Annotated in this window: 22 protein-coding genes and 1 pseudogene; 15 read left to right on the top strand and 8 right to left on the bottom strand. The window is 66.7% G+C overall.

Going from position 1 to position 24,149, the window contains the following annotated elements:
- The 5 genes and pseudogenes from O1Q03_RS16505 to O1Q03_RS40195 form a co-directional block, all read left to right on the top strand.
- Positions 1–933 (top strand): amidohydrolase family protein, encoded by a 933-nt coding sequence (locus O1Q03_RS16505; protein WP_269504750.1) that lies wholly within the window; start codon positions 1–3, stop codon positions 931–933.
- A gap of 147 nt (positions 934–1,080) precedes the next feature.
- Positions 1,081–1,893: a class I SAM-dependent methyltransferase gene (locus O1Q03_RS16500; protein WP_269504748.1), complete on the top strand. Its 813-nt coding sequence runs from the start codon at positions 1,081–1,083 to the stop codon at positions 1,891–1,893.
- Between the two features lie 78 nt (positions 1,894–1,971).
- On the top strand, positions 1,972–2,739 hold the full coding sequence (locus O1Q03_RS16495; protein WP_269504747.1) for a substrate binding domain-containing protein: 768 nt from the start codon (positions 1,972–1,974) through the stop codon (positions 2,737–2,739).
- A gap of 311 nt (positions 2,740–3,050) precedes the next feature.
- Complete coding sequence (locus O1Q03_RS16490; RefSeq protein ID WP_269504746.1) at positions 3,051–3,464, top strand: hypothetical protein; 414 nt, start codon at positions 3,051–3,053, stop codon at positions 3,462–3,464.
- Positions 3,465–3,638: 174 nt separating this feature from the next.
- Positions 3,639–3,734, top strand: a pseudogene (locus O1Q03_RS40195) (PACE efflux transporter); the annotation flags it as partial.
- A 90-nt stretch (positions 3,735–3,824) separates the two neighbouring features.
- On the opposite strand, the gene O1Q03_RS16485 reads toward O1Q03_RS40195, so the two are convergent.
- Together O1Q03_RS16485 and O1Q03_RS16480 are read right to left on the bottom strand one after the other, a co-directional pair.
- Positions 3,825–4,676 carry an alpha/beta fold hydrolase gene (locus O1Q03_RS16485; protein WP_269504745.1) on the bottom strand — a complete coding sequence of 284 codons (852 nt, stop codon included), beginning with the start codon at positions 4,674–4,676 and terminating at the stop codon, positions 3,825–3,827.
- Positions 4,677–4,971: 295 nt separating this feature from the next.
- Entirely contained in the window at positions 4,972–5,487 is a 516-nt protein-coding gene (locus O1Q03_RS16480) for a MarR family winged helix-turn-helix transcriptional regulator (protein ID WP_269504845.1), read from the bottom strand.
- 443 nt (positions 5,488–5,930) lie between these two features.
- Between O1Q03_RS16480 and O1Q03_RS16475 the strand changes: the two genes are divergently transcribed.
- Together O1Q03_RS16475 and O1Q03_RS16470 are read left to right on the top strand one after the other, a co-directional pair.
- Positions 5,931–6,683: a DNA alkylation repair protein gene (locus tag O1Q03_RS16475; protein WP_269504744.1), complete on the top strand. Its 753-nt coding sequence runs from the start codon at positions 5,931–5,933 to the stop codon at positions 6,681–6,683.
- A 24-nt stretch (positions 6,684–6,707) separates the two neighbouring features.
- Complete coding sequence (locus tag O1Q03_RS16470; RefSeq protein WP_269504743.1) at positions 6,708–7,352, top strand: peroxiredoxin-like family protein; 645 nt, start codon at positions 6,708–6,710, stop codon at positions 7,350–7,352.
- Positions 7,353–7,561: 209 nt separating this feature from the next.
- Here the strand turns inward: O1Q03_RS16470 and O1Q03_RS16465 are convergent, their stop codons facing one another.
- The 4 genes from O1Q03_RS16465 to O1Q03_RS16450 all read right to left on the bottom strand — a co-directional run bounded on the left by O1Q03_RS16465 (position 7,562) and on the right by O1Q03_RS16450 (position 12,670).
- The gene (locus O1Q03_RS16465; protein WP_269504742.1) at positions 7,562–7,906 is read right to left on the bottom strand and encodes a DUF3579 domain-containing protein; all 345 of its coding nucleotides are present in this window, start codon (positions 7,904–7,906) and stop codon (positions 7,562–7,564) included.
- 25 nt (positions 7,907–7,931) lie between these two features.
- Positions 7,932–9,293 carry a sigma-54-dependent transcriptional regulator gene (locus O1Q03_RS16460; protein WP_269504741.1) on the bottom strand — a complete coding sequence of 454 codons (1,362 nt, stop codon included), beginning with the start codon at positions 9,291–9,293 and terminating at the stop codon, positions 7,932–7,934.
- Positions 9,283–11,169 carry a sensor histidine kinase gene (locus O1Q03_RS16455; protein WP_269504740.1) on the bottom strand — a complete coding sequence of 629 codons (1,887 nt, stop codon included), beginning with the start codon at positions 11,167–11,169 and terminating at the stop codon, positions 9,283–9,285. The genes O1Q03_RS16460 and O1Q03_RS16455 overlap by 11 nt, the downstream gene beginning before the upstream one ends.
- Before the next feature lie 136 nt (positions 11,170–11,305).
- Positions 11,306–12,670, bottom strand: a complete 1,365-nt coding sequence (locus tag O1Q03_RS16450) for a 2-hydroxycarboxylate transporter family protein (protein ID WP_269504739.1) — start codon at positions 12,668–12,670, stop codon at positions 11,306–11,308.
- A gap of 458 nt (positions 12,671–13,128) precedes the next feature.
- On the opposite strand from O1Q03_RS16450, the gene O1Q03_RS16445 reads away from it, so the two are divergent.
- From O1Q03_RS16445 to O1Q03_RS16415, 7 genes are all read left to right on the top strand, one after another.
- On the top strand, positions 13,129–13,989 hold the full coding sequence (locus tag O1Q03_RS16445; protein WP_269504738.1) for a MetQ/NlpA family ABC transporter substrate-binding protein: 861 nt from the start codon (positions 13,129–13,131) through the stop codon (positions 13,987–13,989).
- Between the two features lie 10 nt (positions 13,990–13,999).
- Complete coding sequence (locus O1Q03_RS16440; protein ID WP_269504736.1) at positions 14,000–15,418, top strand: LLM class flavin-dependent oxidoreductase; 1,419 nt, start codon at positions 14,000–14,002, stop codon at positions 15,416–15,418.
- An 18-nt stretch (positions 15,419–15,436) separates the two neighbouring features.
- Positions 15,437–16,621 carry a methionine ABC transporter ATP-binding protein gene (locus tag O1Q03_RS16435; RefSeq protein WP_269504735.1) on the top strand — a complete coding sequence of 395 codons (1,185 nt, stop codon included), beginning with the start codon at positions 15,437–15,439 and terminating at the stop codon, positions 16,619–16,621.
- A complete protein-coding gene (locus tag O1Q03_RS16430; protein WP_269504734.1) occupies positions 16,614–17,270 on the top strand; it encodes a methionine ABC transporter permease in 657 nt (218 codons plus the stop codon). Before O1Q03_RS16435 ends, O1Q03_RS16430 begins: the two co-directional genes overlap by 8 nt.
- A gap of 54 nt (positions 17,271–17,324) precedes the next feature.
- Positions 17,325–18,182 carry a hypothetical protein gene (locus tag O1Q03_RS16425; protein WP_269504732.1) on the top strand — a complete coding sequence of 286 codons (858 nt, stop codon included), beginning with the start codon at positions 17,325–17,327 and terminating at the stop codon, positions 18,180–18,182.
- Positions 18,179–19,390, top strand: a complete 1,212-nt coding sequence (locus O1Q03_RS16420) for an acyl-CoA dehydrogenase family protein (RefSeq protein ID WP_269504730.1) — start codon at positions 18,179–18,181, stop codon at positions 19,388–19,390. The genes O1Q03_RS16425 and O1Q03_RS16420 overlap by 4 nt, the downstream gene beginning before the upstream one ends.
- Before the next feature lie 177 nt (positions 19,391–19,567).
- Positions 19,568–19,717 carry a hypothetical protein gene (locus tag O1Q03_RS16415; protein ID WP_269504729.1) on the top strand — a complete coding sequence of 50 codons (150 nt, stop codon included), beginning with the start codon at positions 19,568–19,570 and terminating at the stop codon, positions 19,715–19,717.
- Positions 19,718–19,723: 6 nt separating this feature from the next.
- Here O1Q03_RS16415 and O1Q03_RS16410 read toward each other — a convergent pair whose 3' ends face one another.
- A complete protein-coding gene (locus O1Q03_RS16410; RefSeq protein ID WP_269504728.1) occupies positions 19,724–20,572 on the bottom strand; it encodes a helix-turn-helix domain-containing protein in 849 nt (282 codons plus the stop codon).
- Positions 20,573–20,869: 297 nt separating this feature from the next.
- Positions 20,870–22,261 (bottom strand): MFS transporter, encoded by a 1,392-nt coding sequence (locus O1Q03_RS16405; RefSeq protein WP_269504844.1) that lies wholly within the window; start codon positions 22,259–22,261, stop codon positions 20,870–20,872.
- A gap of 249 nt (positions 22,262–22,510) precedes the next feature.
- On the opposite strand from O1Q03_RS16405, the gene O1Q03_RS16400 reads away from it, so the two are divergent.
- On the top strand, positions 22,511–24,088 hold the full coding sequence (locus tag O1Q03_RS16400; protein WP_269504727.1) for an aldehyde dehydrogenase (NADP(+)): 1,578 nt from the start codon (positions 22,511–22,513) through the stop codon (positions 24,086–24,088).
- Positions 24,089–24,149: the final 61 nt, after the last annotated feature.

The raw sequence follows: 24,149 nt of genomic DNA, 5'->3' as shown, positions 1-24,149 counted from the left end.
ATGGCGCGGATGGCAAGACGCGGGTTCCTCCGGATCGCCGGTGCGACGCTGGCTTCGGCTGTATTGCCGAGGCCGGCCGCTGCCGAGGAAACGTGGTCGAGCGGTATCGCGCGGCCGGTGTTTCGGCTGCCCGAAGGGGCGATCGACTGTCACATGCATATCTACGACGACCGGTTCCCGGTCGCGCCGGGCACGACGCTGCGCCCGCCGAATGCGACCGTCGCGCAATATCGGAGCGTGCAGACGCGCATCGGTGTGAAGCGCAACGTGGTCGTGACGCCGTCGACGTACGGGACGGACAACCGCTGCACGCTGGCCGCGCTCGCGCAGTTCGGCGACGCCGCGCGCGGCGTGGCCGTCGTCGACAGCACCGTGAGCGACGACGAACTTCGGGCGCTCGATCGCGGCGGCATCCGTGCGATCCGGTTCAACCTGAGCTATCCGGGCGCGACGACGCTCGACATGCTCGCGCCGCTCGCCGCGCGTATCGCGAACCTCGGATGGCATATCGAGTTGGTGGTGCAGGGCGCGCGCCTGCCGGAGCTGGAGCGCCATCTTGCGGTGCTGCCTTGTCCGCTCGTCATCGACCATATCGCGCATGTGCCGCAGCCCGGCGGGCTGTCGTCGGCCGCGTTTCGTAGCGCGCAACGCCTCGTTGAAAAAGGCAATACGTGGATCACGTTGTCGGGCCCGTACGTCGACAGCAAGACGGGGGCGCCCGCCTACGACGACGTCGCGCCGGTCGCGAAGGCGCTGATCGACATCGCGCCGGAGCGCATGCTGTGGGGCACCGACTGGCCGCACCCGACGCAGAAGACGGACAAGCCGGACGACGCAAGCATGCTGGATGTGATCGCCGGCTGGATCGGGCGTCCGGACTGGCAGCGGCTGATATTCGTTGCCAACCCCGCGAAGGTGTACGGGTTTGCGTAGCGCAGGCAGGGTGTCGCGAAAGGACGTCATCCCGTGCAGTCTTGTCTAACTGGCCGACGGGCACTAGCCTGGTCAGTAAGCGTCGGCTCGGATCGCGTCGCCCCGATGTCGGGACGCAAACGGGGCGAGCCCGGATGGAGGCATGACATGGAACAAGACGAATTCAGTGTCTTTGAGCGTCGGGGGTGGGAAACAGTCGCGCAGCCATATCACTCGTATTTTGGCGAACTGACGACGCAGTCCAATGATGCGCTGCTCGATGCGCTTGACGTCCGTGCCAACGTGCGGTTCCTTGATGTCGCGTCGGGCCCTGGCTATCTAGCGGCAGCGGCGGCGCGTCGCGGGGCCGATGTAGTTGGCGTCGATTTCGCGGACGCAATGGTCCAGCAAGCGAGACGGCTTTTTCCCGCCCTCACGTTCCGTGCAGGGGGCGCCGAAGACCTGCCTTTTGAGGACATGAGTTTTGACGCAGTCGGTATCAGCTTCGGAATGCTCCATTTTGCTCGTCCCGAGGCTGCGCTCACCGAAGCGTTTCGCGTGCTGCGCCCGGGCGGCAAAATCGCTTTTACTGTTTGGGCACCGCCGGACCAGTCCGTTGGATTCCGGATGGTGCTCAAGGCCATTGAGAAGCACGGTCGTACGGAGGTCCAACTACCAGCTGGGCCTCCGTTCTTTCGCTTCAGCGATTCGCACGAGTCGGAACGCGCGCTGCTTGAAGCGGGCTTCGTTGAGCCTCGCATTCAGGAAGTCAATCAGACGTTGCGTATTCGCGCACCCGAAACACCTTTCGACGTCCTGATGCGCGGTGGCGTGCGCGTCGCCGCGATCTTGAGGGCACAGTCACCAGAGGCGCTGGCCGCGATCCAGCAAGCCGTGTCCGACGATGCGGCACCGTATACGAACGACGGTGACGTGCGAGTCCCGATGCCGTGTGTACTTGCATCTGCCAGAAAGCCCTGAGCAGCCGTCGGCAACAGCCACAGAGGCGAATCGGAAGCCGGTAACCAGCGGTTACGTCCGACCGTGTAGCATTGCGTCTTGGAAGCGATCGTCGCAGCGGTGGAGGCGCGAATGATGGCAGTGGGCCGGCTTCTGCCAACCGCGTCGGGCGTCGTGCGGCCAAGCTTCGGCCGCTTGCAGCCGCTCTCGGACGGACATTCATGCGGCCGATGCGCTCAAACAATCAGCAAGTCCTCGATGCCCGGCATGATGTTCGGAAACGCGTCGCGACCACGGCACCGCTGCCGTCGCAGCAACGCCGCCGCGATCCGCTTTCACTTCACCGACCTCGTCACCGATCGCGCGGATGTGGGGTTCCGTGTTGGATCGCCCCCTTCCGAAGGCGCGATTGCCCGGCGCCTGCTCCCGATTCAACTGATCGTATGCGCAGCGCCAGCCTACATCGAGCAGCATGGCAAGCCGAAAACCATCGACGACCACGATGCCCATCGCTGCTCGGGGTACCGACGCGCGAACATGGGTAAGCAGGCGCCGTGGGAGTTTCTGATCGGTAGCGAGATCGTGTATCGGGAGATCGCAGCGTCGCTGTGCGCGAACGATATCGACGCGGAAACGGAAGCTGTCGTGGCCGGCCTCGCGATCGGTCAGCTCGGCAGCTTTTCGGCGGTTTCCCACATTCGCGCTGGGCGGCTCGTACCGCTGCTCACGCAATATATGACCGAGCGCGAGTCAATTTACATCTACTACCGTCATCGAACCGAGCAACCGGTGCGTGTGAGAACGTTTATCGACTTCATGATCGCGCGACTCGCAGACAACCGTGAATTCTTCCTCACGGCGCCGTAGAGGTACCACGGAGTCAAGGTCCGGAGCGGGTCGATGCCGGCCGTCGACTTCGCGCGCAAGCGCCTCGTTCGATGCGCGTCGCGGACGAAGCCGCATCGATAGACACCAGACTTGAATCCCGATCTTGGTCGAAACGGCGGCCGTCTAGTCGTGGAGTAGTATTCCCCCATGTCCAGGTGATTGCCGGGCCTCTACGGCGCACAGCCGACCCTCCGTGACGGCGGCCGCAAGCTCGTCAAAGAGTTTGGAAACTGCTTCAGCGATACGTGTGGTGGCGTCGGCCGTAACGACGGCATTGATGGGAATGCATCATGTCAACCGAGTGGAAGCACCGCGTCAGACTGTTTGTCCAGCGTTTCTGGCAGCCGACCAGTGCGTGCATGACATGCATGCCGGGGAGCTGGGGAAATATCATGAGCATTGCCCACTGGACTATCGCATTTCAGACGGGCGTGCTTACAGGACTCCTGGCTGTACTTTTGACTTTCACGCCTGTGGAGAAACTCTACGCGCATCGATACGGCAATGCGCTCGTCGTTGGCGTGCTGACGACGGTGGGCGACGCCTACTCGCACACGAGTCATTACCGTATCCCCTATGTCGAGCACATCTTGACGGGTGTAATCTCAGGTGTCTTGACGCTTGCGGCCTCATACCTCCTCGAAGACCGCGCGCGACGCCTTCGGGCGGTGTGGGCTCGGGTTTTCGGACAGCTAATTCGCTGACTTTCCGAGCAACGTGTCGATAAGTGACCACGCGGGGGCGGAAGGCGACGTCCACGGAAATCTGCGAAGAATTTTTATTGCTGCGTGCGTCGCAACTAACGGTCAATTCCGCCCGGCACCTTCCGATGGTGCGGCGGCGTCCTGCCGCACGCACCGTCTGCTTATCCACGCGCCTTCTTCCCGATCTTCACGTTCGCGTACAACTGGTCGTTCGACAGCGTGTTCGGGTTGCCGGATGCGGTGACGCGCAAGGCGGAACCCGCTGCATGATGTAGACGGATGCGAAACGATGCGAGGATCCGCGCCGTTTCGTTTCGGCAGGAGAGGGAGAAGCCGGGCGGCGTATACCGCCCGTGAGCGTTACGCTGCGATGAACTCGTGCACGTAACGGTTGAACACCGCGGGGCTTGCCGCGTTCATTCCGTGCGATGCGCCGGCGACGGTCTGTCGTTGCGCATTGCCGATCCACTGCGACAGCGTGTCGACGTTGTTGCGGAACATCTTCGGGCTGCGCTGGCCGTCGATCAGCAGCGTGCGGCATCCGATATCGCCGGCCGTGTGCGCCGAATACGCGGGCAGCGGATCGCGCAGCTGCTTCGGCAGCGTGCTTGCGTTGTCGATCGCCATCGTGCGGAAGCGCGACGTGCTCTTCTTCCATGCGCCGGGCAGGCTCACCGAATCGACGAACATCTCGAGGCCGGCTTCGACGTCGCCTTGCTCGATCAGGTTCACGGCCTTCGTGCGCAGCGCGATCGCGGCGGCCGGCAGCGCGGCTTCGCGCACGCCCGGCTGTTGCAGCGGGCCGCCCGGATCGGCGAGGGTGAGCGTGTCGACGAGATGCGGATGCTGGCGCGCGACGTTGAACGCGACGCTGCCGCCACGCGAGTGGCCGACGAGATGCACGGGGCCGAGATCGAGCGCGTCGATGAACTCGGCGAGCTCGTCGACGTGGTTCTGCCAGCTGAATTCGTCCTGAATGCCTGCTTCGACGGCCGGCCAGTAGTGGCTGAGGCTCGGCGCGATGCAGCGGTAGTCGGACGACAGCGATGCGAGTTGCGGATCCCAGTAGCGGTAGTCGCACAACGATCCGTGTACGAAGACCATCGGCGCGCCGCTGCCCCGCTCGACATACGGCAGGCTGATGCCTGACGAAAGCGTCGCAAATTGCAGGTCGGGGTTCGCGAGCACGGACGGCTCGATTCGCATGTTCATGACTAAAGACTCAAAGGTGCGTCAACACGACGCAACTATGCATCACGGCGACCTGCAAGGAAAACGCATAATTTTCATCGTGACGATCAATTTTATTGATGGATCGGCTGAAAACCCTTGTCGTAGCGTGGTCGATATGTCGAATCCTTCAATCGTCTGACGGTTTGTTTGGCGATTGAAAGCATGGGTGAGCGCCTGCGCACGTGCGCCGCGCAGCGGGAAAGAGGGAAAAAGGCCGCTGGATGCGGCCTGCGCATCAGCGCACCGGGCGCGCGGGCGTGACCTGAAGATTGCGTTACCGACGCCCCGTCAACTCGGCAGCGGTTCGGACGCCCGTGTTGCACGAGACTTTCATCAGCAACGCGGCAAGTTGCGCGCGCTCTTTTGCTGTCAGGTTGGCAAACAAGCCGCCGATCCACCGGCTGTGCTGATCAAATATCTTCGTGGCGAGCCGTTTGCCTTTGCGCGTTAGACGAATCAGAAGCGCACGGCGATCCGTTGGGTCAGCCGTGCGCTCGATCAACGCGTCATTCTCCAACCCGTCAAGCAAACCGGTCACGGTCGCGCGCGTGACTCCGGCCTGTTCGGCCAGCACGTTGGGTGCCAGCCCATCCCCGGCCGCGTCAAGCAAGAAGAGGATGACAAAACGACCTTCGGAAAGACCATGCGGCGCGAGCAGCGACGCGCAGTCACGATCGATGGCCGAGGACAGAGAAAGCACCTCGAAGCACAAGCGAATCCCGTCAAGGTTCGGGACATTGCGGCGTGTCGCTTCATGCAGCAGCGCCAGATATTTCTGTTCCATATACACGATGGTGAAGCCCCTTATTAGATGGCGCCAAACTGTAGAGAGTGTGATGCAGGTGGTCAAGTTGTAAGCGGCACGTGCGCGGTGATTTGAGGCCGCCGAAACAGTCTCTGACATTTGACGAATATCCGCTCTCATGTGGGCATTCCCTGAAGACGCCCGCCTCGTCTTGTGGAGTCCGAGTCGATCGTCAATAAACCACGCGCTTGACAAGATTCAGTACCGTTGAGAATGTGATTAGGCGCCGTACAATTTGTTGACGAACTATACCCTCGTAGAAAACATGGTGATGCGATTCGCCTTCGTCTCTTTCCACCGCGCGATGGGAGCCGGCGGCCGAATGGTGTCGCTACACCACTAGCACGATAGAAATGGAGTGATGCTGTGTCCGGTTTAGTACTGAGAGAAAAGCCGCACTGAATAGCGGGCTGGCTGCGACGACGAATTTGACTGAATGCCTGGCGGTCGACCAAGCGGCGCTGGCGGCAGCGGTGCTGCCTTCGATGGGGCTCGACGTAGCGCTTGACAGCGTTCTCATCGCGCAGAAGAAAGTCGCTTCCAAGGGGATCAGCCATCAGATGGCGGCTATCGGGTCGGCGATTGGTGATGCCGTTCTCAATATGCCGGCACGGAAGGCGACAGTCGCACGTGACGGTCTTCGTCATCACATCTCGGACACCGTGAGATCGTGGGCGGCATTCGCGGTCACACGCGCGGCCGCTGACTTGGGGCTCCGCGCACGATTGGACGCTGTCCGGCCGTACGCGGCGGACAGTCACTTTGGCGTGCGAGAATGGGCGTGGATCGCTGTTCGCCCGTACGTCGCTACGGACGTGCAAGGTGCCATCTTCATATTGCACGCTTGGACGGCGTCGCCGGATCCGAACGTTCGGCGGTTCGCATCGGAGAGCATTCGACCACGCGGGGTTTGGTGCGAGCATATCCCGCTGCTCAAGACCCATCCGGAAATTGCGGAGTCGCTACTTGAAGCACTCAAGGCGGACGATGCGCGATATGTTCAGGATTCGGTCGCCAATTGGTTGAACGATGCCAGCAAGACCTCGCCCGAATGGGTGCTTGAACTTTGCGAACGGTGGGGACGTGACTGCATACCTGCTACTGATCGCATAGTCAGTAGAGCCCTAAGGACTCTGCGGAAGGAAGGTCGCGTTGTCAGCGGCGTTGAACATAAGCGTTAGCCAGTTATCGAGGAGATTCTCATCATGTCACTGTCGGCTCAAATCGATGCGCTCAAGGCCGGAATCGCCGATCAGGTGCCAGCCGAGGCACTGCAGGAAATGAATAAGGCGGCTGCGGATCTTGCAGCCTCTGGAATTGTGGAAACGGCATTGAAGGCAGGCGCTCGCGCCCCGGTCTTTGAACTGCCCAATGCCGAAGGTCGCCCGGTGCGGTTGAACGAATTGCTCGAGACGGGCCCGGTCGTCCTGGCCTTCTATCGGGGACAGTGGTGTCCGTTCTGCAACCTGACCTTAGCGGCGCTTCAGCGTGCGCTCCCGAAAATCCGGGAGGCAGGCGCAACCCTGGTGACCGTTTCGCCGCAGACCGTGCAGTCGACGGCGGCCACGGTGAAGGCAGGCGCGCTCGACTTTCCTGTGCTGAGCGATACGGGGAACCACGTAGCACGATCCTTCGGCCTTGTGTTTTCCTTGGCCGCCGACATGCGGCCGATTTATCGGGACCTTGGCGTCGATCTGCCGGAATTCAATGGCGATGTGAGCTACGAGCTGCCACTCGCCGCGACGTATGTCATCGGCAAGGACGGACGCGTCGCGTATGCCTTTGTCGACAGCGACTATACGCGCCGACTGGAACCTGAAGAGATCGTGCGTATCGTCGAAGTGCTCTAATCGAGCGAGGGGAGACGCGTTCGATATCACCATCGAGTCGGCCGTCGAGTTGCCTACTCATTTTTTCAAGGGGCTGGGACTGTCCCAGCTCCTTGAATAGCGCCAGCACCACAAGTACCGGTCGACTTACTACTTCAAGAGCGTGTGACGGGCTAACGGCCCCGCAACTCAATCGCGTTGGAGTTTCCAAGCCGCCGCACGCCTGCACATCAACCCACCGTCAACGCCGGCGCCGCCTGAAGCTCGACCGGAAGATCATTGTCGGCCGCGAACTGCATCGCGAACTCGAATGCATCGGCGCACACGTCCCGCAATTCATCCGACACGACAAGGCATTTGACGCCACCGTCGACGACCGGCATCGCCAGCCGCGACAGCGCGCACGGATAACCGGGCCGTCGTTCGCCGACGAACAGTGTGATGACGCCCGCGAGCCGCTCGGGCCAGTCGCTCGGTCGGAAGGTTTTCTGCGCGCGGGTGACCCCGCGTATCAGATGGCCACCGGGCCGGCCAGTGACGCGCCCGTGTGCGGCGATATCGATGATGCGATCCATACTGTTGTGCGTATCCTCGTTCGCGTCATTCGCCGCCGTCGGCCGCCGCGTCGCCGCGCGCGGGAATCCGCAGGTTGCGCAGCTTGTGATAAAGCGTTTTCTTCGGCATCCCAAGCGACTCGCTTGCGTCCGCAACGTTGCCGTTGTGACGCCGCAGCATGTCCTCGATCAGCATCCGCTCGAAATACGCGAGCTGTTCCGCGAGCGTGCCGCCTGCCGTCGGCGTGCCGCCGGACGACAGCAGGCTGTCGCCGGTCAGCCCGAGCACGAAGCGATCGGCGACGTTCTGCAGCTCGCGCACGTTGCCGGGCCACGCGTGCGTCATCAGTTCGGACACCTGCGCAGCGGTGACGACGGGCGCCGGCTGCCCGAAGCGCCGCGCGGCCGCGAGCACGAAATGCTCGAACAGCAGCGGCACGTCCTCGCGTCGCTCGCGCAGCGGCGGCAGCTCGATCTGCGCGACGTTCAGGCGATACAGCAAGTCCGCGCGGAAGCGTCCGTCGGCCGCGAGTTCGGCGAGATCGGCCTTCGACGCGGCGATCACACGGCAGTCGACCGGGATCAGCTCGTTCGCGCCGAGCCGCTCGACCACGCGCTCCTGCAGCACGCGCAGCATCTTGATCTGCAGCGGAATCGGCATCGTCTCGATCTCGTCGAGGAACAGCGTGCCGCCGTGCGCCCATTCGATCTTGCCGATGCGCTTCTTGATCGCGCCGGTGAACGCGCCGGCTTCATGCCCGAACAGCTCGCTCTCGAAAATCTGCTCGGGCAGGCCGCCGCAGTTCAACGCGACGAAATGCGCATCGCGCCGCCCGCCGAAGTCATGCAGGCTGCGCGCGATCAGCTCCTTGCCGGTGCCCGTCTCGCCGGTGATCAGCACCGACACCGACGTATCGGCGAGGCGCAGGATCTTCTTGCGCACGTCGGCCATCGCGGGCGACTTGCCGAGCACGAACGCCTCGATGCCGTGCCAGTTGTTCAGCGCCGCGCGCAAGCCCTGCACCTCGAGCGTCAGGCGACGCTTCTCGACCGCGCGCGCGACGCGCCCGGCGATCACGTCCGACGAAAACGGCTTCTCGATGAAGTCGTACGCGCCGTCCTGCATCGCGCCGACGGCCGTCGAAATGTCGGCGTGGCCGCTGATCAGCACGACCGGAATCTGCGCATCGACGGCCATCACGCGCTCGAGCAGCTGCAGCCCGTCGATGCCCGGCATCCGCACGTCCGACACGATCACGACGGGGGCGCCGGGGGCGACGTGCGCGAGCGCGTCGGCCGCCGACGCGAACGCGTCGACGGGGAACCCGGCGAGCTCGACTGCCTGCTCGACGCCGATGCGGACGTTTTCATCGTCCTCGACAACCAGCACCCGAATCTCATCTTCCATGCTCTGTCCTCAGTTGCGGCGTGGCCGCCGCGAATTCGATGGTGAACTGTGCGCCGCCTTCGTCGCGGTTCGTCGCGGCGATCTTCGCGCCGAACGCCTCGACGATGCGCGACGTGATCGCGAGCCCGAGCCCGAGGCCCTGGCCGCGCGGCTTGGTGGTGACGAACGGCTCGAACAGGTGCGGCAGCACCTCGGGCGCGATGCCCGCGCCGCTGTCGGCGATCGTGAAGTGCACGCGGCCGTCGTCGTCGGGCCCGGCCGCGTCGATGACGATGCGGCGCACCGGTGCGTCGTGCACGGCGTCGAGCGCGTTGCCGAGCAGGTTCACGATCACCTGCTGCAACTGGCTCGATTCGGCGGACACGGCCGTGCCGGGCGCGATGTTCACGTCGAGCTGCACGCCTTCGTCGCGGATCCGCGCATCGTAGATGAGCCGCGCATGCGCGACGGCCTCGTTCAGCGACACGGCGACGCGCTCGACGTCGGGCTTGCGCGCGAAGGTCTTCAGCTCGCCGGTGAGCACGGCCATGCTGTCGACGAGCTTGCCGATCCGTTCGAGATTGGCGTAGGCCGGTGCCGGCTGGCCGCGCTCGAAGAACGTGCGCGCGTTGTCGCACAGCGTGCGGATCGCGACGAGCGGCTGGTTCAGCTCGTGCGTGAGGCCGGCGGCCATCTGCCCGAGCACCGCGAGCTTGCCCGCGTGCACCACTTCCTGCTGCGAATCGCGCAGCCGCTGCTCGGTGCGCTCGCGTTCGACGATCTCGCGCTGCATGCGTTCGTTCGCGGCCGTCAGCGCGGCGGTGCGCTGCGCGACGGTCAGTTCGAGCCGGTCGTTCGCGCGGCGCAGCGCGTCCTGCGCGTTCAGCCGCGCGACGATCGCCCGGCGCCGCTGGATCGCATAGCCGGCGAGCAGCGCGACGATCAGGAATGCGCCGGTGACGAACACGAACGCGGTCTGCTGCTGGCGGCGCGCGCCGGCGATGTCGAGCAGCACCATCAGCGAATCGCCGGCCTGCGGCGCGGGGCGCGACATCACGAGATAGCGCGTGTTGCGGCCAGGGCGGCGCGGATCGGGAAACGTGCCGAACCACGCGGCCGTGCTGCGATCGCCGATGCGGCGGTACGGCAGCGCGTCGACCGTGCGGCCCGCGTACTGCCGCGACGCCTGGATGTCGCGCTGCTGCTGCGCGGTGATCGGGCGCAGCGCGGTGAATTTCCACGCCGGTTCGGTCGAGATCACGACCACGCCGTTGCTGTCGACCACCATCGCGGCGACGCCCGGCGCGCGCCACGCGGATTCGAGCGAGTCGACGCTGATCTTCACCGCGGCCGCGCCGATCGGCACGCCGCCGTCGCGCACCGCGCTCGCGAAATAGACGCCCGGCACGCCGGTGTTGGTGCCGATCCCGAAGAAGCGGCCGCTGCCGTGCGCGAGGGCGTCCTTGAAGTACGGCCGGTACGACACGTTCGTGCCGACGAAGCTGACCGTCTCGTTCCAGTTGCTGGCGGCGATCACTTCGCCGTGCAGATCGATCACGTCGACCGCGCCGCTGCCCGCGTCGCGGTTCACGGCTTCGAGGTAGGTGTCGACGGTGCGCACGAGCGGCGGCGCGTCGTGCGGTGCGGCCTTCAGCATCGCGCGCACGCTGTCCTGGCGCGCGACGAGGCCCGGCAGGATCTCGAAGCGGCCGAGTTCGCTCTTCAGGCTCGACGCATACAGGTCGAGCCGGTGCGCGCCGGTTTCCTCGAGCGCGTCGATCGCGCGTTCCCACGCGAAATCGACGACCGCGCCCGTCACGCCGACATACAGCGCGGCGGCCGACGCCCAGCCCCACCACGGGATTCCCTTGAAGCTCTTCTGCACGTTCGTCCTCATCGAAGCCCGCCATCGGGGCCTGTTGCCAGCGCTCAGCGTGAACAGGCCCGGGCCCGGAACGACGCGCGCCGCGCGCCGGCAGAGCCGGCGGCGGCGCGTGCGAAGCAGCCTGCGCGACGGTGCGCGCGGCCGCGCATCATCCGAAGTGCGCGACCAGGATCAGCGTCACCGTGACGACGATCGCACCGCCGATGCGGGTGGCGATCTGCGCGAACGGCATCAGCTGCATCCGGTTCGCGGCGGTCAGGATCGCGACGTCGCCGGTGCCGCCTTGCCCGCTGTGGCAGGCGTTCACGATTGCGGTGTCGATAGGGTACATCTTCAGCAGGCGGCCGACCACGAAACCGGTGCCCATCAGCGTCGCGACGGTCGACACGATCGTGACCACGTTGACGATCGTGAACGCGGCGGTCAGCTTGTCCCACGGCGTCATCGCGACGCCGATCGCGAACAGCAGCGGATACGTGACGGCGGTCGAGAAGAACTTGTAGACGACGAACGCGCCCTCCTGCAACGGCGGCGACACCGCGCGCGCGAGCTTCACCAGCACCGCGAGGAACAGCATCGCGACCGGCGCGGGCAGGCCGAACAGCTTGTGCGCCATCAGGCCGACGAGGTACAGCGTGATCGCGGTGATGCCGGCGCCCGCGATGTGCGTGACGTCGACGTGCCCGCGGATCTCTTCGTTTTCCGGCGTCATGTCGCCGCTTTCGCCGACCTGCAGGCGGCCGTTGCCGGTCAGGTGCGGGAGGCGCTTGCCGAGCATGTCGAGCGCGCCCGACAGGATGATCGCGGTCAGGCTGCCGAGCATCACCGGCGGCAGCACCATCGCGAACATCTCGCCTTGCGGCAGGTGCATCAGTTCCGAATAGCCGATCGACAGCGGAATCGCGCCTTCGCCGACACCGCCCGCCATGATCGGCACGACGATGTACAACAGCGTGTGGCGCGCGCCGAGGCCGAGCGCGGTGCCGACCGCCGTGCCGACGATCGCCGCGGCGACCGAACCGGCCGCGAGCGGGATGAAGATCTTCACGAAGCCCTGGATCAGCACGCGGCGATCCATGCTCAGGATGCTGCCGACGATGATCGACGCGATGAACAGGTACAGGAAGTTGGTCGACTTCGTGAATTCGACCGTCAGGTTCAGCACCGGCTTCGGCAGCACGTGGTAGTACGTGAGCGCCGACGGCACGAAGGTCGCGAAGATCGCGGCCGCGCCGATGTTGCGCAGGAGCGGCAGGCGCTTGCCGAGTTCCGCGCAGGTGAAGCCGAAGAACGCGAGGACGGCGATCGCCATCGAGATTTCGCCGGGCACCTTGCCCGTCACCGCAAAGCCGACGATCAGCGCGAACAGGATCACGTAGACGGGCAGCGGGATGATGCCGATGCGGATTTCCATCAGCTTCCACCAGCCTTCAGGCCAGAAGCGCTCGCGCGTGGCGGGACCGGTTGCGGCAATCGGCTCGGGATGGGACGGGGTTTGGATAGAGGTCTGCAAGACGTGTCTCCTGATGTTTGGAATGCCTGCATTGCTTCGCGGCATCGTGTGGCGTCTATTACGCAACCCCCGTGCCAGAATTTCCGGCCCGCCGTAATGTTTCTAATTAATTGATTCATAACGGATTTATTTCGTCTGCGGAAAGGTACGTCGCCGCGCCCTGGCTGAGATCTCGGAATCGGCCCGGCGCCCAGGCCGAGATTTCGGCCAGATGGCCGGCCGGGCGCCCCCATGGAGCGTGATCACGCCCCGGTCGTCCGCCGATCGCGCGTCGATTTGCGCGCCATATCGCCGCGCGCGATTTTCTTCGCACAATCGCTTCGTAGACCGCCCTCCCGCCGCTCTCTATCATCGGCTGATCCTTTTCCGATGCGACGACGACAGTCCGGAGAACGCCCGCGCGTTCGCCGCGGCGTCGCTCATCCGTCGATACCGTCTTTGCACAGGAGAGTGGTTCCATGCTGCATCCCGTTTTTACCGCCCGCTTTTCCTCCGGCCGCATTGCACGACTGACCCGGCCGGCCCGTCTGCTGGCGGCCGCATTGCTCGCCGTGTCGTTCGGCTTCGTGCTGCCGAACGGCGCGCGCGCCGACACCGCGCCGCTGAAGGTCGGCATCTCGACCAGCCCGCAGATCGACGCGCTGAAGATCGCCGCGAAGGAGGCGAAGGAGCAGGGCCTCGACGTGAAGATCGTCGAATTCACCGACTGGAATACGCCGAACGCGGCGCTCGCGAACAAGGACATCGACGTCAACTACTTCCAGCACATCCCGTTTCTCGAGAACGCGAAGAAGCAGGGCGGCTACAACTTCATCTCGATCGCGCCCGGCACGATCATGAAGATCGGCCTCTATTCGAAGAAGGTGAAGAGCTTCGCCGAGCTGAAGGACGGCGCGCGCGTCGCGATCGCGAACGATCCGGTGAACGGCGGGCGCGGGCTGTTGCTGCTGCAGCGCGCGGGGCTCATCACGCTGAAGCCGGGCGCCGACTACCGTGCGACCACGCATGACATCGTGTCGAACCCGAAGCACCTGAAGATCATCCCGCTCGAAGCGTCGCAGCTCGCGCGTTCGCTCGACGACGTCGATCTCGCGCAGGGCTACCCGAGCTTCATCAAGCTCGCCGGCACGACGGACCCGAACAGCGCGCTGCTGTTCGACGGCACCGAGAACAAGAACTTCGCGATCCAGTGGGTCGTGCGGCCCGAGAGCGCGAACGATCCGCGCATCCGCAAGTTCATCTCGATCTACCAGCACTCGCCGGCCGTGCGCCGTGCGCTCGACAACGCGTTCGGCTCGCTGTATGCGATCGCGTGGTGACGGAGGCGGCATGACGACGGCGAACCGCAAGAAGATCCTGCTCAACGCGTTCAACATGAACTGCGTCGGGCACATCAACCACGGGCTGTGGACGCATCCGCGCGACCGCTCCGCGCACTACACCGATCTCGACTACTGGGCCGATCTCGCGCGGACGCTCGAACGCGGCAAGTTCGACGGGATCTTTCTCGCGGACATCGTCGGCGTGTACGACGTGTTCGGCGGCGGCCCCGACGCCGCGCTGCGCGAGTCGGTGCAGGTGCCGGTCAACGATCCGCTGCTGCTCGTGCCGGCAATGGCGCAGGTCACGCGGCATCTCGGCTTCGGCGTGACCGCGAACCTGACCTACGAGCCGCCGTACCTGTTCGCGCGCCGCATGTCGACGCTCGATCATCTGACGAAAGGGCGCGTGGGCTGGAACATCGTGACCGGCTACCTCGACAGCGCCGCGCGCGGGATGGGCCTCGCGCAGCAGATCGGCCACGACGACCGCTACGAGCGCGCCGACGACTACATGGACGTCGTCTACAAGCTGTGGGAACAGAGCTGGGACGACGATGCGGTGATCCGCGACGCGCAGGCGCGCGTGTTCGCGCAGCCGGGCAAGGTGCGGCGCGTGAAGCACGACGGGCCGTTCTATTCGATCGATGCGATCCATCTGAGCGAACCGTCGCTGCAACGCACGCCGGTGTTGTACCAGGCCGGCTCGTCCGCGCGCGGCGTCGAGTTCGCGGGCCGTCACGCGGAATGCGTGTTCGTGAACGGGCAGAGCAAGGCCGCGGCGCGCGCGGCGGCGCTCGACATTCGCGCGGCGGCCGCGCGGCAGGGGCGCGACCCGGCGTCGATCAAGATCTTTGCCGGCGTGAGCGTCGTGACGGCCGAGACCGAATTGCTCGCGCGCGAGAAGTTCGACGAGTACCGGCGCTACGCGAGCCCCGAAGCCGGCCTCGCGCATTTCGCGAGCTCGACCGGCATCGACTTCGCGAAGTACGGCCTCGACGAGCCGATCTCGTACGTGAAGACCGATTCGATCCAGTCGGCCGTCGACGCGATCTCGCGCAAGAGCACGACCGGCACGTGGACCGTGCGCCGCATGCTCGAACAGATGTCGCTCGGCGGCCGCTATGCGCCGATCGTCGGTTCGCCGTCGCAGGTCGCGGACGAACTGCAGGCGTGGATCGACGAGACCGGGATCGACGGCTTCAACCTGACGCGCACCGTGATGCCCGAGTCGTTCGAGGATTTCGTCGACTGGGTCGTGCCGGAACTGCAGAACCGCGGCGTCTACAAGGAAGACTACGATCCGGCGCCGACGCTGCGCGAGAAGCTGTTCGGCGGCGGCGCGCGACTGCCCGCGTGGCATACGGGCGCGCAGTACCGGACGGCCGCCTCGCCGCAGGCCGAACCCGCGCATCCCGCGCATGCCTGAACGTGACGGAGCGAAGCGATGGCGCAATTGTTCGATACGCTGGGTTTCATCGAGGCATCGGCCGTGCGGGCCGGTGCCGGTTTGAGCGCGGACGCGCATGAGCAAGCGCACGCGCCGGCCGACGGCGCGGCCGTGTCGCTTGCGCACGTCGGCAAGGTGTTCGCGACGCCGCGCGGCCACGCTGCCGCGTTGCGCGACGTGACGCTCGACGTGCGGCGCGGCGAGGTGTTCGGCATCATCGGCCGCAGCGGCGCCGGCAAGTCGACGCTGCTGCGGCTCGTGAACGGGCTCGAACGCCCGAGTTCGGGCAGCGTGCGCGTGCAGGGCGTCGACGTCGGCGCGCTCGACGAGGATGGCCTCGTCGCGTTGCGGCGCCGCACCGGGATGGTGTTCCAGCATTTCAACCTGCTGTCCGCGAAGACGGTGTTCGAGAACGTCGCGCTGCCGCTGAAGATCGCCGGCGTGCCGAAGGCCGAGCGCATGCGCAAGGTCGAGGCGCTGCTTGACCTCGTCGGGCTCGCCGCGAAGCGCGACGCGTATCCGGCGAGCCTGTCGGGCGGCCAGAAGCAGCGCGTCGGCATCGCGCGGGCGCTCGTGCACGATCCGGAGGTGCTGTTGTGCGACGAAGCGACGTCGGCGCTCGATCCGGAGACGACGCAATCGATCCTCGCGCTGCTCGCCGACATCAACCGCCGTCTCGGGCTGACGATCGTGCTGATCACGCACGAGATGGAAGTGATCCGCGCGGTGTGCGACACGGTCGCGGTGATCGAACAGGGCGAGGTCGTCGAAATCGGCCCCGTGTGGCGCGTGTTCGGCGATCCGCAGCATGGCGCGACGCGCGCGCTGCTTAGCACGTTGCAGCACGACTTGCCGGCCGAACTGGCGGCGCGCGTGCAGCCGTTGCCCGACCCGGCCGCGCTGCCCGACGGCGCGCAGGTCGTGCTCGACGTCCGCTATACGGGCGAGAGCGGCGGCGAGCCCGATGTCGGCGCGCTCGCGGTGGCGCTCGGCGGCTCGGTGCGTTTCCTGCACGGCGGGATCGAGCGGATCCAGGGGCATGCGCAGGGGCGTCTGGTGATCGCGGCGTCGCCGCGCGCGGACGAAGCGGGCCCGTCGGCGGCACGCGGCGGCGCGGTCGCCGCGCTGCTCGAGCGCGCGCGCCGCCACGCGAATCACGCGGAGGTGCTCGGCTATGTTTGACCTCTGGTGGCCCGAACTGCTCGACGCGATCCGCGACACGCTGTCGATGGTCGCCGCGTCGGCCGCGATCGCCGCGCTGCTCGGCATTCCGCTCGCGGTGATCCTCGTGACCACCGCGCCCGGCGGCATCTACGCGCGGCGCTGCGTGAACGCGGTGCTCGGCGCGCTCGTCAACGTGTTCCGCTCGACGCCGTTCATCATCCTGCTGGTCGCGCTGCTGCCGTTCACGCGCGTGCTGATCGGCACGACGATCGGCGTGTGGGCGGCCGTCGTGCCGCTGTCGATCGCCGCGATTCCGTTCTTCGCGCGGATCGCCGAAGTGAGCCTGCGCGAAGTCGATCGCGGGCTGATCGAGGCCGCGCTCGCGATGGGCGCGAAGCGCCGCCACATCGTATGGCACGTGCTGTTGCCCGAAGCGCTGCCCGGCATGCTCGGCGGCTTCACGATCACCGTCGTCGCGCTGATCGGCTCGACCGCGATGGCGGGCGCCGTCGGCGCGGGCGGCCTCGGCGATCTCGCGATCCGCTACGGCTATCAACGTTTCGACACGAGCGTGATGGCGACCGTGATCGTGATCCTGATCGCCCTCGTTTCCGCCGTGCAAATCACCGGCGACCGCCTGGTCCGACACGTGACCCGGCGTACCTGAGCGGCGCCACGAGCGCCGGCTCTTTTCATCGAAGACCCTGAGAGAACGATACCCATGACCTTACCCATCGGCGCGCCGCGCGAGTGGAGCGGACAATTCGAGGAAACGCTGTTTCTGGAGGTCGCGCGACGCCATCGTCCCGACTTCCCGGACAAGCTCGCCACGCCGCCGCGCGAGCCGCGCAACGACGCCGAGCTGGCTGCCGTCGCCGACTACTACACGAAGATGGCGTCGCACGACCTGTTTATCGTGCAGGTCGTCGCGAAGGCGATCGACACGCTGTTTCGCGACGATCCGCATTTCCAGCTGATCCTGTCGCGCCAGCTCGGCGACGACGGCGCACACGCGGTGATCGGCCGCGAGCGCGTGACCGAGCTGACGGGCCGCGATCCGCTGCCGGAAGTCGAGCGGCTCGTCGCCGCGCACTGGGAACGCATCGGCGACATCGCGGTGCGCGACGTGGCCGGCTTTCTCGCGTTCGAATGGCATTACGAGCTGCACATCCTCGCGAAGCTGTGGATCCAGCGCAAGACCGGCCGCATCGCCGACGGCGCGATGCGCGAGCACGGCGAGAACCGGATCCGGCCGGACGAGGAGTGGCATCGCGTGCAGATCGTGCAGTGGTGGTTCGACACGTTGAACGCGCTGCCGGCCGCGGAACGCGATGCGCTGATCGACCGCGTGATCGCCGCCGACGAGGAAACGCAGGCGCGGCTCGACGGCTATCTGCACGACGAATACGCGCATACTGCGCAGGTGTTCGGCGCGGATATCGCCGAATATCGCGCGATCTACGACGACTGGCGGCGCGAGATCCTGGCGCGGCTGACCGGCCGCCGCGTCGACGCGCTCGTGCCGCTGTCACCCGCGGTCGTTGCGCACGAAACCATCGAACAGGAACCTGTCGCATGAACGATCCACGTGGCCCGGCAACGCTTGCGCCGGATACCGGGGCGCACGGCGTCGATGCCGCGGCGCTGGCGCGTGCCATCGACGCGCTGCGCGTGACGGCCGCCGAGCGCGATCGCGCGGGCGGCCACGCGGCCGACGAGAAACAGTGGCTCGCCGACGCGGGCCTGCTGACGCTCGCCGTGCCGCGCGAATTCGGCGGACAGGAAGCCGCGTGGCCCGAGATCTACGACACGATCCGGCGGATCGCGCGCGTCGACAGCGCGCTCGCGCACCTGGTCGGGTTCCAGATCCTGCAGGTCGTGAGCGTCGACGTGTGGGGCAGCGCGGCACAGCGCGAACGGTATCTGCGCGGCACGGTCGAGCATCGCTGGTGGTGGGGCAATGCGGTCAATCCGCTCGACACGCGGCTCGTCGCCACCGCGACGCCGGACGGCGGCTACCGGCTCGACGGCGTGAAGGGCTTCTGCTCCGGCACACGCGGTTCGCAGCGGATGACGGTGTCCGCGCACGATCCTGCAACCGGCCGCTCCGTGTTCGGCGTGGTGCCGACCGATCGCGACGGGATCGCCGTCAACCAAGACTGGGATCCGATCGGCCAGCGCCAGACCGACAGCGGCAGCGTGCGCTTCGACGGCGTGACGCTCGCGCCGGACGAAGTGCTGCATCGCTCCGAAGCGCCGCCGACGCCGCGCGCGACGCTGCGCACGCTGGTGTCGCAGCTCGTGCTGACGAACCTGTTCGTCGGGCTCGCGGAAGGCGCGCTCGCCGAGGCGCGCGACTACGTGCAGCAGCAGGGCCGGCCGTGGATACATTCGGGCGTCGCACAGGCGAGCGACGATCCCTATACGCTGCAGCGCTTCGGCGACATGCGCGTGCAGGCCGTGGCCGCCGCGTCGCTGGCCGATCGCGCGGCAATCGCGTTGCAGCACGCGTGGGCGCGGCAGGATGCGTTGACGGCCGACGAACGCGCCGAAGTTGCGCTCGCCGTGTCGGAAGCGAAGATCGTCGCGCAGCGCGCGGCGCTCGAGAATGGCGAGGCGTTGTTCGATGCGTGCGGCGCGCGTGCGACGGCCGCGACGCTCGGCCTCGACCGCTTCTGGCGGAATGCGCGCACGCATACGCTGCACGATCCGCTCGACTATCGGCTGCGCGACGTCGGGCGGTATGCGCTGACGGGCGAGTTGCCGGCGGCGTCGCTCTATACGTGAGTGAGCACGCGCTCCGTCATTGATCGCCGGGCGGCGGGCCGTCCGGCGCGACGGAGGCGGGCGCAGGGCCGCCGGCCAACGGTGCGCTGCGGTCCGTCCCGGAGCGCTTGTACGATTGCGCGCACGAACAATACGCTGGTGGTCGGCTACAAGCAGATACAGAACGAGTTCTGATCGATGGCCGAGCGCATTCGACAGCAAGCCGGCGGCGATGTCGGTCACGGTGACGCATTCGACGCGGCAGCGCGGCGGCATGCGGAGTTGCTCGTTCACGGCGGCACGGTGCTACTCGCGCTGCGCGTGAAGCCGGCGCTCGAGCGCCGCTGATCGTCCTTACTTCGCCGGCAACGCGTCCGCCAGCGCGCGCATCGCATCCGCCGTCTGCGGGTTCGCCGGGAAAAACGCCTCGATCGCCAGTTCCGACAGCGTGACGTCGACGGGCGTGCCGAACACTGTCGTCGTGCTGAAGAACGTCAGCTCGCCGGCCGCCGTGCGTAGCCGCAGCGGCACGGCGATATCCGCGAAATCGGTGCGCGCGTGCGAATCATCGGGCTGCCCGGCCGGCGCCGGGTACGCGGCGAGTTCGTCGCGCAGCGTATGCAGCGTGCGGTCGCCGCTCGCGTCGATCTGCCGTTGCAGCCGATGCAGGATATGCGTGCGCCATTCGTGCCAGTTGACGATCTGCGACGCGAGGCCGTCCGGATGCAGGCTCAGGCGCAGCACGTTGACGGGCGGCTGCAGCAGCGCCGGATCGGCCTGCGCGACCAGCGCGCCCAGCATCCGGTTCGCGGCGAGCAGCGTCCAGTGGCGGTCCACCGCGAGCGCCGGATAGGGCTCATGGCCGCGCAGCACCGCTTCGACCGCGCCGCGTGCCGCCTCGAGCTGCGGATCCGAAAACGGCCGCTCGCGAAAGAGCGGCGCATAGCCGGCCGCGACGAGCAGCGCGTTGCGCTCGCGCAGCGGCACGTCGAGGCGCTCCGCGAGATGCAGCACCATGTCGCGGCTCGGCTGCGCACGCCCCGATTCGACGAAGCTCAGGTGCCGCGCGGACACGCCCGCTTCGAGCGCAAGTGCCATCTGGCTCAGGCGCCGGCGTTGACGCCACGTGCGCAGCAGCGGGCCGATGCCGGACGCGCGGCCGGCGGACGGGGGAACGGAGTGAAGGGCGGTGGTCGAGTTCATGCCCACGATGATAGGCAATCCTGCGCACGCCGGGCATTACCTGCGAGGTAAGCATTCCGGTCCGGCCGGCGCCGCCCAGCGTGCCGGCGCGTGCCGCGCGTGTGTCCCGCTTCCAGGCCGTCCCCGGCGCTGCGCTACATCACCCCCGTGCCATCCCGACACATCCCGCCAGGCGGCGCCGGACCCGCCGCGCGCACGACATGCCGCGCGTTGCGCATTCGGTGCCCTGATCGATGCAAGAACGGCGGCCGCGCTCATGCGCGGCTCCCGTCGTCTTCTTCCCTTTCCCGCCGACACTCACGCGTCGCGATGACGCAGCTCGACGCGCTTGATGTCCTTCACGATCACGAGATAGCTGAACACCGTGACGAGCGCGTTCAGCCCGACGAACACGAGTGCGCCGTTGAACGAGCCGCTCGCGCCGACCAGGTAGCCGATCGCGATCGGCGCGACGATGCCGGCCGTGTTGCCGAACATGTTGAAGAGGCTGCCCGACAGGCCGATCGCCTCCTTCGGCGCGGTGTCCGCGACGACCGCCCAGCCGAGCGAGCCGATCCCCTTGCCGAAGAACGACACGGCCATCAGCACGATCACGAGCACTTCGCTGTCGACGTAGTTGCAGCCGATGATGACCATCGACAGCAGCATTCCGCCGACGATCGGGATCTTGCGCGCGAGCGTCAGCGACACGCCGCGACGGATCAGCGTATCCGACAGCATCCCGCCGAGCACGCCGCCGAGGAACCCGCAGATCGCCGGCAGCGACGTCATGAAGCCGGCCTTCAGCAGCGACATCCCGCGCGCCTGCACGAGGTAGATCGGGAACCACGTGAGGAAGAAGTAGGTGAGCACGTTCACGCAGTACTGGCCGAGATAGACGCCGAGCAGCATCCGGTTCGACAGCAGCTGGCGCACGTAGTACCAGCCCGCGACACGACTGCCCGCGGACGCCGTGCTGTTGCTGCGCGCCGCGGCCGGCCGGCTCGTCGTGCGCACGAGGCCGCCGCCCTGCTCGATATGCTCGAGTTCCGCGCGGTTCACGGCCGGATGGTCGGCCGGATCCTTCATCACGCGCAACCACAGGAATGCGAGCGCGATGCCGGCGAGGCCGAGCCACAGATACACCTGATGCCAGCCGTATGCATGCGTGAGCCACGCCATCAGCGGCGAGAACACCACGGCCGCGAAATACTGCGCGGCGTTGAAGATCGCCGACGCCGTGCCGCGCTCGGCGGTCGGGAACCAGCTCGCGACGACCTTCGCGTTCGCGGGAAACGCGGGCGCTTCGGCGATGCCGACCGCGAAGCGCATCACGAACAGCGCCGTTACCGCGAACGCCGCGCTGCCGCCGAGACCGATCGTGCTCTGCAGCAGCGTGAACGCCGACCACAGGAAGATGCTCGTCGCATACACGCGCCGCGCGCCGAAGCGGTCGAGCAGCCAGCCGCTCGGCAATTGCGCGAGCACGTACGCCCAGCTGAACGCGGAGAAGATGTAGCCCATCGTCACCGGATCGATGCCGAATGCCTTGCGGATCGGCGTTCCGGTGATCGACAGCGTTGCGCGGTCCGCATAGTTGAGCGTCGTGACGATGAACAGCATCGCCAGGATCCAGTACCGCACGGCGGTGCGGCGCGCGGTGCCGGCGAGATCGATCGGGAGATCGCGAGGGGTGGTTTGATTGGGCACTTTAATGTACGTCGTCATATAACATAACTGCGATTCTATGAGCAGCGCCCGGATGCAGAAACCTCGGGTTTTCCCTTTGGAGGATGACGCAAAAAGGGAAGAAAAGCGCGGCTACACCGGACATACAAGGCTTCCGCGGGTGGCGATGCCAGGTTCGGCGCACCGCGCGAATATCGAAATAGCGTCGGCAGACATCGTATCTGTTGAGCTACAATGAGCCCATCATTCCCGAACCACGGAGCACACCCCATGCAACTGACTGGAGAGATGCTGATCGGCGCCGACGCGGTGGCCGGCTCGGCCGGTACCTTGCGCGCGTTCGACCCGACGAAGGGCGCGCCGATCGACGCGCCGGCGTTCGGCGTCGCGACGCAGGCCGACGTCGAGCGCGCGTGCGCGCTCGCGCGCGACGCCTTCGACGCCTACCGCGCGCAGCCGCTCGCGGCCCGCGCGGCGTTTCTCGAAGCGATCGCCGACGAAATCGTCGCGCTCGGCGACGCGCTGATCGAGCGTGCACACGCCGAAACGGGCCTGCCCGTCGCACGCCTGCAGGGCGAGCGCGGCCGCACCGTCGGCCAGCTCCGGCTGTTCGCGCGCGTCGTGCGCGACGGGCGTTTCCTCGCCGCGTCGGTCGATCCCGCGCTGCCCGCGCGCACGCCGCTGCCGCGCTCCGACCTGCGGCTGCAGAAGGTCGGGCTCGGGCCCGTCGTCGTGTTCGGCGCGAGCAACTTCCCGCTGGCGTTCTCGGTGGCCGGCGGCGACACCGCGTCGGCGCTGGCGGCCGGCTGCCCGGTGATCGTCAAGGCGCACGAGGCGCACCTCGGCACGTCCGAACTGGTCGGCCGCGCGATCCGCGCCGCCGTCGCGAAATGCGGGATGCCGGCCGGCGTGTTCTCGCTGCTGATCGGCTCCGGCCGCGTGATCGGCGCGGCACTCGTCAGCCATCCGGCGATCCAGGCCGTCGGCTTCACCGGGTCGCGCCAGGGCGGCATGGCGCTCGTGCAGCTCGCGAACGCGCGCCCGCAGCCGATTCCCGTCTATGCGGAAATGAGCAGCATCAATCCGGTCGTGTTGTTCCCGTCCGCGCTGGCCGCGCGCGGCGACGCGATCGCAACCGGCTTCGTCGATTCGCTGACGCAGGGCGTCGGCCAGTTCTGTACGAACCCCGGCCTCGTGCTCGCGATCGATGGCCCCGATCTCGACCGGTTCGAATCCGTCGCCGCGCAGGCGCTCGCGAAGAAGCCGGCCGGCGTGATGCTCACGCGCGGCATCGCCGACGCGTATCGCAACGGCCGCGGCAAGCTGGCCGAACTGCCGGGCGTGCGCGAAATCGGCGCGGGCGAAGCGGCGCAGACGGAATGCCAGGCGGGCGGCGCGCTGTACGAGGTCGCCGCAGCGGCGTTCCTGGCCGAGCCGGCGTTCAGCCACGAAGTGTTCGGGCCGGCATCGCTGATCGTGCGCTGCCGCGATCTCGACGAAGTCGCGCGCGTGCTTGAAGCGCTGGAAGGCCAGCTGACGGCCACGCTGCAGATCGACGCCGACGACAAGCCGCTCGCGCGCCGTCTGCTGCCGATCCTCGAACGCAAGGCCGGGCGTCTGCTCGTCAACGGCTACCCGACGGGCGTCGAGGTGTGCGACGCGATGGTGCACGGCGGGCCGTTCCCGGCCACGTCGAACCCGGCCGTCACGTCGGTCGGCGCGACCGCGATCGCGCGTTTCCTGCGGCCGGTGTGCTACCAGGACTTCCCGGACGATCTGCTGCCCGACGGGCTGCAGGAAAGCAATCCGCTCGCGATTCCGCGTCTGCGGGACGGCAAGGCGGAGTGAGCGTGCGGCGGCTCGCGGCGCAAGCCCGGGCCGCTTGGCGGATCAGTGAAAGCGGAGGTGG

The sequence above is a fragment of the Burkholderia sp. IMCC1007 genome, from assembly GCF_027257875.1.
In the GTDB taxonomy this organism is placed as follows: Bacteria; Pseudomonadota; Gammaproteobacteria; order Burkholderiales; family Burkholderiaceae; genus Burkholderia.
This window is presented reverse-complemented; position numbering and strand designations above follow the sequence as displayed.

Excerpts from the sequence above, each read along its gene's own strand:
- O1Q03_RS16505 (WP_269504750.1), top strand. The coding sequence starts at position 1 with ATGGCGCGGATGGCAAGACGCGGGTTCCTCCGGATCGCCGGTGCGACG.
- O1Q03_RS16440 (WP_269504736.1), top strand. The coding sequence starts at position 14,000 with ATGACGACGGCGAACCGCAAGAAGATCCTGCTCAACGCGTTCAACATG.
- O1Q03_RS16455 (WP_269504740.1), bottom strand. The coding sequence starts at position 11,169 with ATGAGGACGAACGTGCAGAAGAGCTTCAAGGGAATCCCGTGGTGGGGC.
- O1Q03_RS16415 (WP_269504729.1), top strand. The coding sequence starts at position 19,568 with ATGGCCGAGCGCATTCGACAGCAAGCCGGCGGCGATGTCGGTCACGGT.
- O1Q03_RS16445 (WP_269504738.1), top strand. The coding sequence starts at position 13,129 with ATGCTGCATCCCGTTTTTACCGCCCGCTTTTCCTCCGGCCGCATTGCA.
- O1Q03_RS16470 (WP_269504743.1), top strand. The coding sequence starts at position 6,708 with ATGTCACTGTCGGCTCAAATCGATGCGCTCAAGGCCGGAATCGCCGAT.
- O1Q03_RS16460 (WP_269504741.1), bottom strand. The coding sequence starts at position 9,293 with ATGGAAGATGAGATTCGGGTGCTGGTTGTCGAGGACGATGAAAACGTC.
- O1Q03_RS16465 (WP_269504742.1), bottom strand. The coding sequence starts at position 7,906 with ATGGATCGCATCATCGATATCGCCGCACACGGGCGCGTCACTGGCCGG.
- O1Q03_RS16435 (WP_269504735.1), top strand. The coding sequence starts at position 15,437 with ATGGCGCAATTGTTCGATACGCTGGGTTTCATCGAGGCATCGGCCGTG.
- O1Q03_RS16490 (WP_269504746.1), top strand. The coding sequence starts at position 3,051 with ATGTCAACCGAGTGGAAGCACCGCGTCAGACTGTTTGTCCAGCGTTTC.
- O1Q03_RS16420 (WP_269504730.1), top strand. The coding sequence starts at position 18,179 with ATGAACGATCCACGTGGCCCGGCAACGCTTGCGCCGGATACCGGGGCG.
- O1Q03_RS16500 (WP_269504748.1), top strand. The coding sequence starts at position 1,081 with ATGGAACAAGACGAATTCAGTGTCTTTGAGCGTCGGGGGTGGGAAACA.
- O1Q03_RS16430 (WP_269504734.1), top strand. The coding sequence starts at position 16,614 with ATGTTTGACCTCTGGTGGCCCGAACTGCTCGACGCGATCCGCGACACG.
- O1Q03_RS16425 (WP_269504732.1), top strand. The coding sequence starts at position 17,325 with ATGACCTTACCCATCGGCGCGCCGCGCGAGTGGAGCGGACAATTCGAG.
- O1Q03_RS16400 (WP_269504727.1), top strand. The coding sequence starts at position 22,511 with ATGCAACTGACTGGAGAGATGCTGATCGGCGCCGACGCGGTGGCCGGC.
- O1Q03_RS16410 (WP_269504728.1), bottom strand. The coding sequence starts at position 20,572 with ATGAACTCGACCACCGCCCTTCACTCCGTTCCCCCGTCCGCCGGCCGC.
- O1Q03_RS16485 (WP_269504745.1), bottom strand. The coding sequence starts at position 4,676 with ATGAACATGCGAATCGAGCCGTCCGTGCTCGCGAACCCCGACCTGCAA.